Origin of the sequence: Aquabacterium sp. (genome assembly GCF_021768455.1) — a bacterium.
Lineage (GTDB): Bacteria > Pseudomonadota > Gammaproteobacteria > Burkholderiales > Burkholderiaceae_C > Aquabacterium.
The window spans coordinates 1-16,170 of record NZ_JAIZVX010000102.1 but is presented as its reverse complement, the minus strand read 5'-3'; the positions used below and the strand labels follow the sequence as shown (position 1 = coordinate 16,170).

Sequence of the window (16,170 nt, the reverse complement as noted above, 5' to 3'; positions counted from 1 at the left end):
GCGCGCCGATGCGGATGGCGGCGTCGTAGCCTTCGTCGACCAGGTCCACCAGACGCTCGTTCAAATTCAGATCCACGCTCACTTCGGGATGCAGGCGCAGATAATCAGTCAGCGCCGGCGCCAGCCATTCGTTGCCGAAAGAGGTGGGGGCGGTGACGCGGCCCCCGGTGCAGCCGCGGCCACGCAGGCGTCCCCCACGGTTCGCGCCATGCAGGCGTCTGCGATGACGTCGGTCACCTTGGCTTTCCTGGATGCGACCTTGCAGGACGATGCCGTGGCACGCACCTGGCTGAAGTCCCACGCGCCGGACTGGTTGAGCCCGGTGGGCGACCTGTTCACCAAGTGATGCCGCCGCCGCTGCGGCCGGTCGGTCCGGGCCTCAGGGCAGGATGTGGAACTCCTGGAAGGCCACGCCGAGCACCCGACCCGGCTGCCGTTGGGCCCGCAGGTAGTTGTTCACGTCGCTGCGGATGGCCTTGGCCAGGCGGCGCATGCCTTCCGGACCGGTCAGTTCCTCGCGTGTCATGTCACTGCCCCGCTCCTGGATCAGAGACTGGAACGCGGGGGCCAGCGCGCTCAGCGTCTTTTGCTGCTCGGCGTCGTCAATCTGCAGATCGACCTTGATGTTGGCCATGCCGCCGTCGGCCATTTGCGGGCGCACCCGCTCCACGTCCACCCAAACGGGCTTGGGACGTGTGGGGTCCTCATCGGGCTGGCGCTGGGACCACCACCAGGCAGCGACAGCCAGGGCGAGCATGGCCAGCCCGATCAGGCTGCCGATCAGCCAGTCCTGGCTGGATTTCGTGGGGGCAGGTTTGTTGGACATGCGGCAATCTCATATGGCCCGATCCTGGGCCCGCGCCGCACCTTACTATGCGAGGCTTTGCCCGACACCCACTGGCTGCCGTGTGGCGCGACATTCGCACGCCTGCCGCGACCGGCAACCCTGAGTCCTGCCAGCGCAGCGGGATGTGGGGGCGGTTTACCGAACTTTTCCTGCCGGTCGCGGACGGGAAAGCCGGTGATGCGACCATGTCGGGCTCGACACACAGCGCCCCAGCGCCCACGCTGGCCGTGCGACACAGGACCTTGACGCAACCATGCAAGCCCCCGCAGTGAACAGGGACCCGGCCGATCAGGCCCCCATCACCCCAGCCCACCAACCCGCCACACCCAGGCGCCAGACCGGTGCCGTGCGCACCCGGCTGGTGGTCGGGCTGGCGCTGTTGACCCTGGGGCTGGCGGGGGGCTGGTGGTGGCAGCACCGAGCCGAGGCCGCCGGTGCACAGGCCGGGTCAGGCGCGGCCGCTTCGTCGGCCCAGGGCAAGGAGCCTGGCAAGGGCCCGGGCAAGGGCAAAGGCCGGGGCGGCATGGGTGACCGCCCGGTGCCCGTGCGGGTGGCCACGGTGCAGGCCCGTGACATGGACGTGATCCAGGACGCCCTGGGCACGGTGACGCCCACGGGCTCGGCCACGGTGCGGGTGAGGGTGGACGGGCTGCTGCAGTCGGTGCATTTCACCGAGGGCCAGATGGTCAAGGCCGGTCAGTTGCTGGCCCGCATCGACCCGCGCCCCTTCGAGGTGGCCCTGGCGCAGGTGCAGGGACAGCTCCAGCGCGACCAGGCCCTGCTGGCCAATGCCCGGCTCGACCTGCAGCGCTACGCCGATCTGGTCCGCCAGGAGGCCGCGCCCCGCCAGCAGCTGGAGGCCCAACAGGCACTGGTGGCGCAGTACGAAGGCACGATCCGCATCGACCAGGCCGCGGTGGACAACGCCCGCCTGCAGCTGGACTACACCCGCGTCACCGCCCCCGTCTCGGGCCGCATCGGCCTGCGCCAGGTGGACGCCGGCAACATGGTCAAGAGCTCGGACACCACTGGCCTGGCCGTCATCAACCAGGTGCAGCCGGTCAGCGTGGTGTTTGCCGTCCCGCAGGATCAGTTGCCCGCCGTGCTGGCCCATCAGGCCGATGGCAGCCTGGTGGTGCAGGCGCTGGACCGTGCCGGCAGCCAGGTGCTGGCGCGCGGCCAGCTTCAGGCGATCGACAACCAGATCGACGCCACCACGGGCACGGTCAAGCTCAAGGCGAGTTTCGCCAATGCCGATGGCGCGCTGTTTCCCAATCAGTTTGTCAACACACGGCTCTTCCTGGACCGCCTGAAGGCCGTGCCCACGGTGCCCGAGGCCGCCTTGTTGCGCGGTGCGCCGGGCAACTACGTTTACGTGGTGGCCGATGGCAAGGCCCGCATCCGGGTCATCAAGGTGGGGCCGCGCCGCGCCGGGGTACTGGCCGCGCTGGAGGGCCTGAAGCCCGGAGAGCAGGTGGTGACCGAGGGCACCGATCGCCTGGAAGACGGCAGCAAGGTCGAGGTGGTTCAGCCGGAGGCCGCCGAGGCCATGGCCTCGGGTGCGTCTTCGGCCCAGGGCGCGCGCCGCCACGCCCACTGAGCAGGTCCGCATGAACCCGTCTCGCCTGTTCATCGTTCGTCCGGTGGCCACCGCCCTGTTGATGGTGGCGATCTTTCTGGCCGGTTGGCTGGGCTACCGCACCCTGCCGGTGTCCTCGCTGCCCGAGGTCGATTACCCCACCATCCAGGTCGTGACGCTTTACCCGGGCGCCAGCCCCGAGGTGATGACCTCGGCCGTGACCGCGCCGCTGGAGCGCCAGCTGGGCCAGATGCCCGGCCTGGAGCGCCTCTCCAGCAGCAGCTCGGGCGGGGCCTCGGTCATCACCCTGCGTTTCAAGCTCAGCCTCACCCTGGACGTGGCCGAGCAGTCGGTACAGGCCGCCATCAATGCCGCGGCCACGCTGCTGCCCACCGACCTGCCCATGCCGCCGGTCTACAACAAGGTGAACCCGGCGGATGCGCCCATCGTCACCATCGGCGTGACCTCGCGCAGCCTGCCGCTCACGCAGGTGCAGGACATGGTCGACACCCGCGTGGCCCAGAAGCTGTCGCAGCTGCAGGGCGTGGGCCTGGTCGCCGTGACCGGCGGGCAGCGACCTGCCGTGCGCGTGCAGGCCAACCCCACGGCCCTGGCCGCCCTGGGCCTGACCATGGAGGACCTGCGCACCGCCATCGGCAACCAGAACGTCAACCAGGCCAAGGGCAGTTTCGATGGCCCTTCGCAATCGGCCACCATCGATGCCAACGACCAGCTCAAGTCGGCGGCCGAGTACCGCAACCTCGTCATCGCCTGGAAGAACGGTGCGCCCATCCGCTTGAGCGATGTGGCCGACACCATCGACGCGGCCGAGAACACGAAGCTCGCGGCCTGGTCCAACCAGCAGGCCGCCGTGGTGCTCACCGTGCAGCGCCAGCCCGGGGCCAACGTGATCGAAACCGTGGACCGCATCCACGAGCTCATGCCCTCGCTGAAGGCCGCGCTGCCGTCATCGGTTCAGCTCACCGAACTCAGTGACCGCACCACCACCATCCGCGCCTCCGTGGCCGACACCCAGGTCGAGCTGCTGCTGGCCATCGCCCTGGTGGTGATGGTGATCTTCCTCTTCCTGCGCAACGGGCGCGCCACGCTGATCCCCGCGGTGGCGGTGCCGCTTTCGCTGGTGGGCACGTTTGGCGTGATGGCGCTGGCGGGCTTTTCGCTCAACAACCTGACGCTGATGGCCCTGACGATTGCCACCGGCTTTGTGGTCGACGACGCCATCGTGGTGGTCGAGAACATCGCGCGCCGCGTGGAGGAGGGCGAAGGCCTGATGGAGGCGGCGCTCAAGGGCAGCCAGCAGATCGGCTTCACCATCATCTCGCTGACGGTGTCGCTCATTGCGGTGCTGATCCCCTTGCTCTTCATGGGCGATGTGGTCGGGCGCCTGTTCCGAGAGTTCGCGATCACGCTGGCGGTGGCCATCCTGATCTCGGCCTTCGTGTCGCTCACGCTCACACCCATGATGTGCGCCCGCCTGCTCAAGCCGGTGCCCGAGCACCAGCAGGGGCGCTTCCTGCTGGCCTGTGGCCGTGGGCTGGACGCCCTGGTGGCCTGGTATGCCCGCGCACTCACGGTGGTGCTGCGCCACCAGCGCGCCACACTGGGTGTGGCACTGGGCACGATCGCCCTCACCGTGGGGCTGTACCTGCTGGTGCCCAAGGGCTTCTTTCCTGAACAGGACACGGGCGCCATCCTCGGGCTGACCGAGGCGGCCCAGTCCAGCTCGTTCGAGGCCATGGCCGAGCGCCAGCAGGCCATGGCGCGCCTGGTGCTGGCCGATCCGGCGGTGGCGAGCCTGAGTTCGACCATCGGCATCGATGGTCAGAACACCACGCTGCACAGTGGCCGCCTGATGATCCAGCTCAAGCCGCATGGCGAGCGCGACGCCTCTGCCGGTGAGGTGGTGCGGCGGCTGTCGGCGCGCGCCGAGGGCCTGCCCGGCATGCGGCTGTTCCTGCAGCCGGTGCAGGACCTGAGCATCGACGACACGGTGAGCCGGGGGCAGTTCCGCTTCCTGGTGCAAAGCGCCCGGCCTCAGGACCTGAGCCTGTGGGTGCCACGCCTGGAAGCGCGCCTGAAAGCCTTGCCCGGTTTGCGCGACGTGGCCAGCGACCTGCAGAACCAGGGGCTCAAGGCCCAGGTGCTGATCGACCGTGATGCCGCCGGCCGCCTGGGCGTGACCCCTGCGGCCATCGACAACGCGCTCTACAACGCCTTTGGGCAGCGCCTGATCTCGACCATCTTCACCCAGTCCAGCCAGTACCGCGTGGTGCTCGAAGCCCAGCCCCGATTCCAGCGCTCGCCCGACATGCTCAACGAGCTCTACGTGCCCGTCACGGGTGGTGGGGCACCGGTGCGGCTGTCGGCCGTGGCCCGGGTGGTGGAGCAGCCTGCGCAGCTGTCCATCCAGCACGTGGGCCCCTTCCCGGCGGCCACGCTGAGCTTCAACCTCGCGCCAGGCGTGGCCCTGGGCGACGCCGTGAAGGCGGTGGAGGCGGCGCGCGACGAACTCGGCCTGCCGGCCTCGGTGCAGACGAGCTTCGATGGCGCGGCCCTGGCCTTCCGGGCCTCGCTCTCCAACACGCTCTACCTGATCCTGGCGGCCATTGTCACCATGTACATCGTGCTGGGCGTGCTGTACGAGAGCACCATCCACCCGGTCACCATCCTGTCGACCCTGCCTTCGGCGGGCGTGGGCGCGCTGGCGGCCTTGCTGCTCACGGGCCAGGACCTGGGCGTGATCGCCGTGATCGGCATCGTGCTGCTGATCGGCATCGTCAAGAAGAACGCGATCATGATGATCGACTTCGCGCTGGAGGCCGAGCGCGAGCAGGGCCTGCCGCCGCGCGAGGCCATCTACCAGGCCTGCCTGCTGCGCTTCCGCCCCATCCTGATGACGACCATGGCTGCGCTGCTCGGGGCCTTGCCCCTGATGCTGGGCACGGGCGTGGGCGCCGAACTGCGCCACCCACTGGGTGTGACCATGGTGGGGGGGCTGATCGTGAGCCAGGTGCTCACCCTGTTCACCACCCCGGTGATCTACCTGGCCTTTGACCGCGTGCAGCGGCGTCTGCAGGCCTGGCGGGGCGTGACGGCATGAGCGGCCCCACAGACCGGGCCGGGCAGGTGTCGTCGCTTTCGGCCCTGTTCATCCACCGGCCGATCGCGACCACGCTGCTGACCCTGGCCATTGCCCTGGCCGGGGTGCTGGGTTTTGTGCTGCTGCCGGTGGCGCCCTTGCCCCAGGTCGATTACCCCACCATCCAGGTCTCCGCCAACCTGCCTGGCGCCAACCCCGAGACCATGGCCTCCAGCGTGGCCACGCCGCTGGAGCGGGCCCTGGGCCGCATCGCCGGTGTGACCGAGATGACCTCGTACTCGGGCACGGGCTACACCCGCATCACCCTGCAGTTCGATCTGGATCGGAGCATCGATGGTGCCGCGCGCAGCGTGCAGGCGGCCATCAATGCCTCCCGGGCGCTCCTGCCCGCCGGCATGCCCGGCAACCCGACCTACCGCAAGGTCAACCCGGCCGACGCGCCGGTGATGATCCTGGCCCTGACCTCGCCCACGCACAGCCGCGGGCAGATGTACGACGCGGCCTCGACCTTCCTCGCCCAGACCATCTCGCAGGTCAAGGGCGTGGGCCAGGTGGACGTGGGCGGCTCTTCGCTGCCCGCCGTGCGCGTGACCGTGAACCCGCAGGCCCTCAACACCCTGGGCCTGGGCGTTGAAGACGTGCGCACCGCCATCACCGCGGCCAACGCCAACCGGCCCCAGGGCATCGTGGAAAACGAGCGCCAGCGCTGGCAGCTCGGCGCCACCGACCAGACCCTGACCGCCGCCGAGCTGGCGCCCACCATCGTGCGCTGGCAGAACGGCTCGGCCGTCCGTCTGAGCGATGTGGCCACCGTGCGAGACAGCGTGCAGGACGTGCGCAACGCCGGTTTTGTGAACGGCGAGCCGGCCGTGGTGGTGCTGATCCGGCGTCAGCCTGCGGCCAATGTGATCGAGACGGTCGACACCGTGAGGGCGCAGCTGCCCATGCTCGAGGCCTCGCTGCCGCCCGGCATGCAACTGCGCGTGGTGACCGATGCCACCCGCACCATCCGCGCCAGCCTGACCGAGGTGGAGCACAGCCTGGTGATCTCGGTCGCCCTGGTGGTGATGGTGGTGATGCTGTTCCTGCGCAAGGCCTGGGCGGCGCTGGTGCCGGCGGTGGCCGTGCCGGTGTCGCTGCTGGGTGCGCTGGCCGTGATGAAGCTCTGCGGCCTGAGCATCAACAACCTCTCGCTGATGGCCCTGACCGTGGCCACGGGTTTCGTGGTCGATGACGCGGTGGTGGTGCTGGAAAACATCGCCCGCCATGTGGAGCGCGGCATGAAGCCCTTTGAGGCGGCGCTCAAGGGCGCCCGCGAGGTCGGCTTCACCGTGGTGTCGATGAGCCTGTCGCTGGTGGCCGTTTTCATCCCCATTCTGTTCATGGGGGGCATCGTGGGCCGGCTCTTCCAGGAGTTCGCGCTCACGCTGAGCGTGGCCATCGCCGTCTCCTTGCTGGTCTCGCTCACGACCACGCCGATGATGGCGGCCCGCCTGCTCAAGGCACCGAAGGCCGGTGTGCCGCCACCGCCCGAGCCCGGTTCGCCCGCCGACGTCTGGTGGCGCCGGGGCTATGCCCGCTCTCTGGGCTGGACCTTGCGCCACCCCTGGTTCACCGGCACCCTGCTGCTCGCGACCATCGCGCTCAATGTGTGGCTCTACGTGATCGTGCCCAAGGGCTTTTTGCCCCAGCAGGACAACGGCCGGCTCACAGGGGGGCTGGCCGCCGATGAAACCGTGTCCTTCGAGGCCTTGCAAGGCAAGCTCAAGACCATGATGGCCCTGGTGCAGGCCGACCCGGCCGTGGCCCATGTGGTGGGCTTCACCAGCACCGGTCAGCGCAGCAGCGCCAACGTCTTCATCGACCTCAAGCCCCTGGCCGAGCGCGATGCCAAGGCCGAAGAGATCATCTCGCGCCTGCGCAAGAAGCTCAGCAAGGTGCCGGGCGCGGCGCTCTACCTGCAGGCCCAGCAGGACATCCGCGTGGGCGGCCGCAGTGCCAACGCCCAGTACCAGTACACCCTGCAGGCCGGTGAGCTGGGCCTCCTGCGCGAGTGGGAGCCCCGCATCCGCAAGGTGCTGAGCAAGCTGCCCGAGCTCACCGATGTGAACACCGATGTGTCGGCGGGCAGCCCGCAGGTCAGCATCGAGTTCAACCGCGAGGCCGCGGCCCGCCTGGGTGTCAACGTCAGGCAACTGGACAACACCCTCAACGACCTCTATGGCCAGCGCCAGGTCTCGACCCTCTTCAAACCCTTGAACCAGTACAAGGTGGTGCTGGAGGCCGGGCCGGATTTCACGCGCGGCCCGGCGTCGCTGGACCAGGTCTTCCTGAGCAGCAGCACGGGGGCGCAGGTGCCGCTCTCGGCCATCGCGCGGTGGCGAGCCACCCTGGCGCCCAGTTCGGTCAACCACCAGGGGCAGTTTGCCGCGTCGACCATTTCCTTCAACCTGCCGGAAGGGGTGGCCTTGTCCGAGGCGCGGGCGGCGGCCACCCAGGCCATCGAGGGCCTGAACATGCCCACCGGTCTGTACGGCAGTTTCCAGGGCACGGCCAAGGCCTTTGAGGCGGCCACGTCCAACCAGCCCATGCTGGTGCTGGCGGCCATCGTGGCCGTCTACATCGTGCTGGGCATGCTTTACGAGAGCCTGGTGCACCCGATCACCATCCTGTCGACCCTGCCCTCGGCCGGGGTGGGCGCCTTGCTGGCCTTGATGGCGATGGAGACCGACTTCAGCCTGATCGCCTTCATCGGCGTGATCCTGCTGGTGGGCATCGTGAAGAAGAACGCGATCATGATGATCGACTTCGCGCTCGAAGCCCGGCGCACGCTGGGGCTGGACGCCCGCGAGGCCATCCACCGGGCGGCGGTGCTGCGGCTGCGTCCCATCCTGATGACCTCGGTGGCCGCGATGCTGGGGGCCTTGCCCCTGGTGATCGGCGGGGGGGAGGGCGCCGAATTGCGCCAGCCCCTGGGCATTGCCATCGTGGGCGGGCTGCTGCTGAGCCAGGTGCTGACGCTCTACACCACGCCGGTGGTCTTTCTGGGCCTGGAGCGCCTGCGCGAGCGCGTGGCAGGCTGGCGGGCGCGGCGCCGCGCTCGGCCCTTGGCCCCGCCCGTCGCTCAGCCTTGAAGCCAGGCGGGTGTGTCGTCGGGGTTGGCCATGGCCTCGGTCTGCTGGCGCAGGGCATTGGCCTGCTGTTGCCAGTACACGCCTGAGCCGTACCAGGGGAAGGCGGCCGGGAAGGCCGGGTCGTCCCAGCGGCGGGCCAGCCAGGCGCTGTGGTGGACGAGGCGCAGGGTGCGCAGGGGCTCGATGAGCCTGAGTTCGCGCCAGTCGAATTCGGCCACCTGTTCGTAGCCATCGAGCAGGGCGTGGAGCAGGGGCGTGCGCTCCTTGGGGTCACCGCTGAACAGCATCCAGAGGTCCTGCACGGCGGGGCCCATGCAGGCGTCGTCCAGGTCGACGAAGTGGGGGCCCTCGGGCGTCCACAACAGGTTGCCGGGGTGGCAGTCGCCATGCAGGCGGCGCAGGCGCAGGCCGTCGATGCGCGAGAAGGCCTCTTCGGCCGCGTCCAGGGCCTCGTCGGCGGCGTCCAGCCAGTCCTGGCGGTGTTCGGCTGGCAGGTGATCGGCCTCGGCCAACCAGTCGCGGGCGGCGCGGCCGGTCTGGGCCACGCCCAGGGTGGGGCGGTGCACAAAAGGTTGTCGGGCGCCCACGGTGTGCAGGCGACCCAGGAAGCGCCCCAGCCACTCCAGCACCGCGGGGTCTTCCAGCTCGGGTGTGCGGCCACCACGGCGCGGGCTCACGGCCACACGGGCATCGCCGATCGCACCCAGCGTGGGCGGCGCACCGTGCACGGCGGCGCTCAGCCCGGCGGGCAGGCGGAAGGTGTCGAGCGCCAGCGTCAGCGGCGGCACGGCCGGCACCTCGGCGGCGGCCAGTTCGAGCGCAAAGGCGTGCTCTTCGAGGATCTGCTCGTTCGTCCAGCGGCCGCTGCGGTAGAACTTGGCCACCACCTGGCTGCCATCGTCGAGGCCAACCTGGAACACCCGGTTTTCGTAGGAGTTGAGCTGCAGCAGTCGGCCGTCGACCGGCTGGCCCAGGGCATCGAGGGTGTCGAGCACACGCTCCGGCGTGAGCGTGGCGTAAGGCGTGAGCCCGTGGGCGGCGCTGGGGCGCGCGCCTTCGGCAGGCTGGGCGGGGAAGTCGTCTTCAGGGGCGTGGTCGGGCATGCGGCCATCTTAGGCCAGGAGCCCGGCTGGGCCGCCGCGCCGCTGCGTTCAGGCCGATGGCGGGCCGCCCCAGATCACGAGGTGGTCGTTGAGCAGGTGCATGAGCCAGCCCGATCCGGCCAGTTCCAGGGCCAGGCTGGCGGGGCTGTCGTCCAGCGCCATGCCGTTGTCGGCCGGGATGAGCACCAGCGCGATCAGGGCGCCGACCAGGGGCAAGCAGGCGGCCAACGCCCCTGCGGCCAGGGCCCGCCAGCGCAGCGGGTGGCGTCTGCCAAAGGCACGCAGGATGCCCAGGCGCCAGGCGGCACGGAAAAAATTCACAACCAGCACGCCAGAGAGGACGAGCACGCCGAAGAGGGGAGCGAGGGCATTCATGGTGCCCCGAGCATAGCCAGGGTGGCGCTCGGCGCCAAGGGTTAACCCTTGATGTTGGGGGTGTGGCGGGCGCCCGTTTTCACAGTGCGCCATGCACCCCCTTGGGCCCGGGGGCTCAGTCCAGCTCGGCGGCGTTGGCCAGGGCCTTCATCACGGCGGTGTTGATGTCGTGGAAGCCCATGAGCAGGGCCTCGGCCGCGTCCTTGATGTCGTAGAGCGTGTGGCCTTCGAGGGCCCGCACCAGCTTGAAGTAGGCCTCGTAGGGGCCCGTCTCTTCGGCCAGGGCCTGGTAGACGCTTTCCGGCACGGGGATGGTTTTCAGCAGCTGGCTGAAGGGCTGCTGGAACATGCGGTCGAGCAGGGAGAACACGCCGCAGATGAAGAGTTCGTTGCGGGTGTTGTCGTCGGCGTGGTTGGCCCGGGCCAGCTCTTCCATCAGCAGACCCCGGCGCACGGCGGCGAACATCACCGGGCGCATGTTCGGGTCTTTCGAGGCGGTGGCCAGCAGCAGCGCCAGCCAGCGTTTGAGGCGCTGGTAGCCCAGGATCATGATGGCGTGGCGGAAGGAGCTGATCTCCACCGACAGGCCAAAGGCCGGCGAATTGATGTAGCGCATCAGCTTGTAGGCCAGGGGCGGATCGCGCTTGAGCGTGGCCTCCAGATCTTCGATGTCGGCCTGCTTGTGCACCTGGTCGATCAGCATGACGATGACCTGCAGGGCCGGCTGGTCCGCCGGTTTGCCCGCATCGTGGATGGCGTCGTCGATGGGCCAGCCCAGCACTGCGGCGGCACCACGGCGGAAGCTGGTTTCCATGTCGGCCACGCTGCCCACCCCCGACTGCACATGGCCGATGTGGCGCACCATGCCGTCGGGCGCGATGCCCACGCCGCCGGTGCTCTGGTCCAGGCGGCGGTCTTCGGCAAAATCGATGATGGCGTACTTGAAGCAGGGCAGCACGGCGCGGGGCAACTCCTGCAACGGACGGCCTTTGAGCAGCAGGGTGTTGCCGTTGGCGTGCAGGGTGCAGATGGCGTCGACGTTGGCCGGGTCGCCCGCCATGAAGGCCGGGATCTCGATGAACATGTGCGTGGCCGGCTGGGCGAGCATCAGCTGCTGCAGCAGGGATTCGCTCACCACGTTGACCCACACCGGCTGCCCACCCACGGGCCAGACTTCGCTGACCGCCGCCATCAGGGCCACCGGGTCCAGCACCTCGCCGGTCAGCAGCGGGAACACCGACAGGCGCGTGGCGATCACGTTGCGCTGGCGGTCGATGACGGGGCTGTAGGCGAGGGCGGTCTGGCTGAGGATCGGTTGGTCCATGGGCTTGTCCTGAATTGTTGTGGGGAAAGGGGGCTGATCAGCTGATGTACTGGAACAGCGAGAGCTTCTGCACGGCGGCGTAGCTGCGCAAGGCGGCGTCGTAGCCGGTTTGTTGGCCCTGGAAGTTCGAGATGGCTTCGACCATGTCCAGGTCTTCGGCATTCGACTGCTCGGACTGGGCCGCCAGTTTCAAGGTCCCGATCCGGCTTTCAATGCCGTCCATGCGGTTCAGCGCTTCGCCCACCTCGGCGCGGGCCGACTGCATGTTGCCCAGCACCTTGTCGATGTCGCCCAGGCCGTTGGTGACGGTGTTCGTGATGTCCGTGCTGGTCGGGTTGCTCATGCGCAGGCCATCGATGGCGGTGGTCATGGCATCGAAGACGTTGACGTTGACCAGGTTGCCAGCTTCGTCTCGGCCTTGCATCCAGGTGCGCTGTCCGTCGATGGTCAGGCTGACCTGTTCGCTGGAGCTGGCCTGGATGCTGCCGCGCTGGCCATTGAAGGTGACGGTGCCCGGTGCGGTGTTGGACACCTCGGTGAACGGCGTGGTGGAAAGCCCTTGTCCGCCGAACACATAGCCACCGCTGCCATCGGGGCGGTTGGCGATCGACAGCAGCTGTTTGCGGATCTCGACCAGCTTCTTGGCCAGGGCCTCGCGCTCGCCATCGGAGTAGGTGCCGTTGCCGGCGGCCACCATGGTTTCGCGGGCCGATTGCAGCAGGTCGGCCGCATCCCCGAGGGCCGATTCGGCAATGCCCATGGCGTTGCGGCTGGCGTCCAGCGCCCGCTTGTCCGTGTCGTTGCGGGCGATCGATGCCAGCGCACGTTCTGCCCGGGCCGCAGCGGTCGGGTCGTCGCTGGCCGCATTCACCCGCTTGCCAGAGGTCAACTGGGTTTGCGAACGACTCAGCTCCTGCTGGCGATCCTGCAGGTTGGTGATGGACTGGTTGTAGGCGTAGGCCGTGGACAGGCGCATGACGAAACTCCTTGCGGCTTACTGCGACACGTTCAGCAAGGTGTCGAACACCTTCTGGGCCACCTGCAGCACCTTGGCCGCGGCCTGGTAGCTCTGCTGGAACTGAATCAGTCGGGCGGCTTCCTCGTCGAGGTTCACGCCACGGGTGGATTCCAGCGTTTGCGTGGCCTTGGTCTCCAGGGTGTCACTGATGCTGGACGCCGTCTTGCCCCCCTGAACCAGCACACCCAGGTTACCGATCATCTGGGAGTAGGAGTCGGTCACCGTGGACGTGGCCCCATTGGTCGACAGGGTGATGATGTTCTGGTCGCGCAGGTCCAGCATGCTGCGGGCATTGCCGTTGTTGCCGGAAGGGTCCACCGGAGGTTCGAGCACGATCTTGTCGCCCGAGTTCGGGACCCCGCTGATGCGCTGGGTGAAGAGGGGCACGCCGCTGCCATCGTTGTAGACCAGGTCCTGCCCCGGCACCCAGTTGGCGGCCACCACGTTGCCCGAACCATCGGTCACGTCGAAGCCGCTGCCGGTGCCGGCGGTCTGGAAGTTCAGGGTCAGGGGCGTGGCCGGCATGCTGCGGCCGGCTGGCGCCTTCATGGTCAGCGATTCGACCGACATCGTGCCGGTGTTGGCGTCGGCGGTGTAGGCGACCAGGGGCGAGGCGGCTGCGATGTCCTGGGGGTTTTGCAGGCTCACTTGCAAGGTGATGGCCTTGCCGGTGCCGGTGAACAGGTTGCTGCCCGGGATGGTGGCGCCTGTGGTGGCGTCCAGCTTGCCCAGGATGCCCAACTGCTGCTGCGTGTTGACCGCACTGGTGAAGCTGGAGGCAAAGTCGTTGAGGTCGGCGCGCGTGGCGGTGAGGTCCTTGTTCTGGAAGTCCATCAGGCCGCGCAGGGCCCCGCCTGTCACCTGGCTGTCGTCCAGCTCTCTGACCACGCCCGCGGTGTTGATGCCCACGCTGCCCACGGTGACGCCCTGGGCATTGGTGCTCTGCAACAGCGAGAGGCTCTGGGCCTGGTTGCTCAGCACCAGCAGCTGACCGCCGCCCAGGAAGACCGACAGGCTGCCGTCATCGGCCTCGATGGTGTTGACCTGCACCAGCTTGTTCAGCCGGCTGATGACCTCGTCACGCGTGTCCATCAGGTCGTTGGGCGGCTGGCCCGTGCCCTTGGTGCTGGCGATGTCCTGGTTCAGTCTGGCGATCTGTTCGGCATAGCTGTTGACCTGGTCGATGTCGGTGCGCATGTCCGAGATCACACCAGACTGCAGCTGCTCGATCTGCTGCGCCGACGAGCGCACGCGGCTGGCAAATTCCTCGGCACGAGACAGCACGACCTGGCGCGCCGACATGTCCTGGGGCTGGTTGGCCACGTCGACGAAGCCGTTGAGCAGTTGCGTGGCGGCGTAACCCAGCCCCGTGTCGCCCGTGGGCAGGGTGCTTTCCAATTGCGACAGCTTGTCCAGCCGGGTTTTGTCGGCAGCCGCGCCGGCATTGGCTTCGTTGGCCGCCTTGACCAGGAAGTCGCTGCTGGAGCGGGTGACCGTGGTGACCTTGACGCCTCGCCCGAAAAAGCCGGCACCGGTGTACATGCCGCTTTCGGTCGACAGCTCGACCTGCTGTTTGGAGTAACCCGGCGTGTTGACGTTGCTGATGTTGTGCGCGGTCGTGTCCAGCATCGCCTGGTTGGCGTACATGGCACGGGTGCTGAGGGCGAAGATGCCTGATCCCATGGTGTGCTCCGCTCAGCCTCAGGTGGCCGTGCGCTGCAGGCGCAGGGTCGTGTTGATCACGCGGGTGAGCTTGTCAGCATAGGCCGGATCGGTGGCGTAGCCCGCCTTCTGCAGGCCTCGGGCGTACTCGTGAGCGGTGTCGGCCTTGGCCACCGTTGCACTGTAGCGCGGGCTCTGGCTCAGCAGCTTGGCGTGGTCCTTGAAGGCCTCTTCGTATGAGTCATACGCACGGAATTTGGCGGTCACCTTGCGGGCCACGCCGCCGATGTACTCGGTGGTGGTGACCTCGGCGACCTTGCCCGTCCAGTTGCTGGTGGCCTTGATGCCGAAGAGGTTGTGGGACGAGCTGCCGTCCTTCATCTTGATCTCGTGCTTGCCCCAGCCCGATTCCAGCGCCGCCTGGCCCAGGATGTTGTTGGCGGGAATGCCGGTGGCGGCCTCGGCGGCCTTGGCCGCTTCCTGGTGCTTGAGCACGAACTGTTGAGAGGCGCTCAGGCGCTTGCCATCCTTGGCCAGGTCGCCGCCTGCGGGATTCGTCGCCAGCGGCAGGGTGCGGCCTGCTGCGTCGGTGCCGATGCTGACCGTCGGGTTGGCCGCGCTGCTGGCGGGCGCGCCGGGCTTGATGCCCATCTGGCGCTCCAGCTGGCGGGCGATCACGTCGCTCAGGCCGCCGGGCAGGCCCGTCATCTGGTTGGCCAGCTGCGAGTCGAGCATGTTGCTGCCCATCTCGGTGCCACTGTTCTCCAGCATGCCGCTGTTCATGGTGGTGGCCCGCATGCTCTTCATCAGCTCCTGCATGAAGAGGCCTTCGAGCTGCTTGGCGGTTTCCTTGATGGCGGCCTTGGGGTCCTGGCTGGCCGATCCCTTGAGGCGGTCGAGCGAGCGCAGGTCGGTCGACAGACCTGCCGTGGTGCCGGGGCGAGAGGTGAAGCTCATCAGATGATCTCCAGTTCAGCCTGCAGGGCGCCAGCGGTCTTCATGGCCTGCAGGATGGCGACCAGGTCCTGCGGGTTGGCGCCCAGGGTGTTGAGCGCCTTGACGACTTCCGTGAGCTTGGTGCCGGCCGGCATCTGGATCAGCGAGCCTGGGTCCTGGTTGATCTTGATGTCCGTCTTCTCCGTGGCCACGGTCTGGCCTTGCGAGAGCGGGTTGGGCTGGCTGATCACCGGGGTGGAGCTGATGGTGACCGTCAGGTTGCCGTGCGCCACCGCGCAGGGGCCGATGGTCACGTTCTGGTTCAGCACGATGGAGCCAGTGCGTGCGTTGATCACGATGCGTGCCGCCGGGCTCGCGGGCACGATGTTGAGGTTCTCCAGGTCGGCCATGAAGGCCACGCGCTCGCCGGCCGGGGCGGGCAGGCGCACGGCCACGGTGCGGCCGTTGAGGGCTTCGGCCGTGCCGCTGCCCTTGGCCTTGTTGATGGCGTCGGCCACCTCGCGGGCGGTGTTGAAATCGTCGGCCTGCAGGTCGTACTGGATCACGCTGCCTTGAAGCCAGGGGGTGGGCACGCTGCGTTCCACCGTGGCGCCATTGGGGATGCGGCCGGCGCTCAGGTGGTTGATCTGCACCTTGGCTCCGCCTGCCGCTGCGCCCGCGCCGCCCACCACCATGTTGCCCTGGGCAATGGCGTAGATCTGGCCGTCAGCGCCCTTGAGCGGGGTGGCGATCAGGGTGCCGCCGCGCAGCGATTTGGCATTGCCCATGGAGGAGACGTTCACGTCCATGGCCTGACCAGGCTGGGCAAAGGGCGGCAGGGTGGCGGTCACCAGCACCGCGGCCACGTTTTTCAGCTGCATCGAAGCGCCAGCGGGCATGGTGATGCCCATCTGCTGCAGCATGGCGTTGACGCTCTGGGCGGTGAAGGGCGTCTGGGTGGTCTGGTCGCCCGTGCCGTCCAGGCCCACGATCAGGCCATAGCCCATCAGCTGGTTGCTGCGCACGCCCTGGATGGCGGCGATCTCCTTCAGGCGCACGGCCTGGGCCGGC

Annotated in this window: 11 protein-coding genes and 1 pseudogene; 3 read left to right on the top strand and 9 right to left on the bottom strand. The window is 68.3% G+C overall.

Translation table 11 applies throughout. From position 1 onward, the window contains the following. Together QZ994_RS13605 and fliL are read right to left on the bottom strand one after the other, a co-directional pair. Positions 1-160: pseudogene (locus QZ994_RS13605) on the bottom strand (LysR substrate-binding domain-containing protein); the annotation flags it as partial. 219 nt (positions 161-379) lie between these two features. Then, a complete protein-coding gene (fliL, locus tag QZ994_RS13600; protein WP_290872495.1) occupies positions 380-826 on the bottom strand; it encodes a flagellar basal body-associated protein FliL in 447 nt (148 codons plus the stop codon). 274 nt (positions 827-1,100) lie between these two features. On the opposite strand from fliL, the gene QZ994_RS13595 reads away from it, so the two are divergent. The 3 genes from QZ994_RS13595 to QZ994_RS13585 are packed head-to-tail and all read left to right on the top strand — an operon-like array spanning position 1,101 to position 8,681. Then, positions 1,101-2,447: an MdtA/MuxA family multidrug efflux RND transporter periplasmic adaptor subunit gene (locus QZ994_RS13595; protein ID WP_290872492.1), complete on the top strand. Its 1,347-nt coding sequence runs from the start codon at positions 1,101-1,103 to the stop codon at positions 2,445-2,447. Between the two features lie 10 nt (positions 2,448-2,457). Beyond that, on the top strand, positions 2,458-5,547 hold the full coding sequence (locus tag QZ994_RS13590; protein ID WP_290872489.1) for an MdtB/MuxB family multidrug efflux RND transporter permease subunit: 3,090 nt from the start codon (positions 2,458-2,460) through the stop codon (positions 5,545-5,547). After that, entirely contained in the window at positions 5,544-8,681 is a 3,138-nt protein-coding gene (locus QZ994_RS13585; RefSeq protein WP_290872486.1) for an efflux RND transporter permease subunit, read from the top strand. Before QZ994_RS13590 ends, QZ994_RS13585 begins: the two co-directional genes overlap by 4 nt. Here QZ994_RS13585 and QZ994_RS13580 read toward each other — a convergent pair. The 7 genes from QZ994_RS13580 to QZ994_RS13550 all read right to left on the bottom strand — a co-directional run. Next, positions 8,672-9,784: a serine/threonine protein kinase gene (locus QZ994_RS13580; protein ID WP_290872483.1), complete on the bottom strand. Its 1,113-nt coding sequence runs from the start codon at positions 9,782-9,784 to the stop codon at positions 8,672-8,674. The two genes, QZ994_RS13585 and QZ994_RS13580, sit on opposite strands and share 10 nt — an antisense overlap. Before the next feature lie 48 nt (positions 9,785-9,832). Further along, complete coding sequence (locus tag QZ994_RS13575) at positions 9,833-10,159, bottom strand: hypothetical protein (RefSeq protein WP_290872480.1); 327 nt, start codon at positions 10,157-10,159, stop codon at positions 9,833-9,835. Between the two features lie 115 nt (positions 10,160-10,274). After that, positions 10,275-11,483, bottom strand: coding sequence for an EAL and HDOD domain-containing protein (locus QZ994_RS13570; RefSeq protein ID WP_290872477.1), 1,209 nt, complete (start codon positions 11,481-11,483; stop codon positions 10,275-10,277). Positions 11,484-11,520: 37 nt separating this feature from the next. After that, positions 11,521-12,459, bottom strand: a complete 939-nt coding sequence (flgL, locus tag QZ994_RS13565) for a flagellar hook-associated protein FlgL (RefSeq protein ID WP_290872474.1) — start codon at positions 12,457-12,459, stop codon at positions 11,521-11,523. Positions 12,460-12,477: 18 nt separating this feature from the next. After that, positions 12,478-14,184 carry a flagellar hook-associated protein FlgK gene (gene flgK, locus QZ994_RS13560; protein ID WP_290872471.1) on the bottom strand — a complete coding sequence of 569 codons (1,707 nt, stop codon included), beginning with the start codon at positions 14,182-14,184 and terminating at the stop codon, positions 12,478-12,480. A gap of 18 nt (positions 14,185-14,202) precedes the next feature. Then, positions 14,203-15,120: a flagellar assembly peptidoglycan hydrolase FlgJ gene (gene flgJ, locus QZ994_RS13555; RefSeq protein ID WP_290872468.1), complete on the bottom strand. Its 918-nt coding sequence runs from the start codon at positions 15,118-15,120 to the stop codon at positions 14,203-14,205. Next, a partial coding sequence (locus QZ994_RS13550; RefSeq protein WP_290872465.1) for a flagellar basal body P-ring protein FlgI occupies positions 15,120-16,170 on the bottom strand: 1,051 nt, incomplete at its 5' end. The genes QZ994_RS13550 and flgJ, both read right to left, overlap by 1 nt.

Coding starts and splice junctions, on each gene's coding strand:
- fliL (WP_290872495.1), bottom strand. CDS start 826: ATGTCCAACAAACCTGCCCCCACGAAATCCAGCCAGGACTGGCTGATC.
- QZ994_RS13595 (WP_290872492.1), top strand. CDS start 1,101: ATGCAAGCCCCCGCAGTGAACAGGGACCCGGCCGATCAGGCCCCCATC.
- QZ994_RS13590 (WP_290872489.1), top strand. CDS start 2,458: ATGAACCCGTCTCGCCTGTTCATCGTTCGTCCGGTGGCCACCGCCCTG.
- QZ994_RS13585 (WP_290872486.1), top strand. CDS start 5,544: ATGAGCGGCCCCACAGACCGGGCCGGGCAGGTGTCGTCGCTTTCGGCC.
- QZ994_RS13580 (WP_290872483.1), bottom strand. CDS start 9,784: ATGCCCGACCACGCCCCTGAAGACGACTTCCCCGCCCAGCCTGCCGAA.
- QZ994_RS13575 (WP_290872480.1), bottom strand. CDS start 10,159: ATGAATGCCCTCGCTCCCCTCTTCGGCGTGCTCGTCCTCTCTGGCGTG.
- QZ994_RS13570 (WP_290872477.1), bottom strand. CDS start 11,483: ATGGACCAACCGATCCTCAGCCAGACCGCCCTCGCCTACAGCCCCGTC.
- flgL (WP_290872474.1), bottom strand. CDS start 12,459: ATGCGCCTGTCCACGGCCTACGCCTACAACCAGTCCATCACCAACCTG.
- flgK (WP_290872471.1), bottom strand. CDS start 14,184: ATGGGATCAGGCATCTTCGCCCTCAGCACCCGTGCCATGTACGCCAAC.
- flgJ (WP_290872468.1), bottom strand. CDS start 15,120: ATGAGCTTCACCTCTCGCCCCGGCACCACGGCAGGTCTGTCGACCGAC.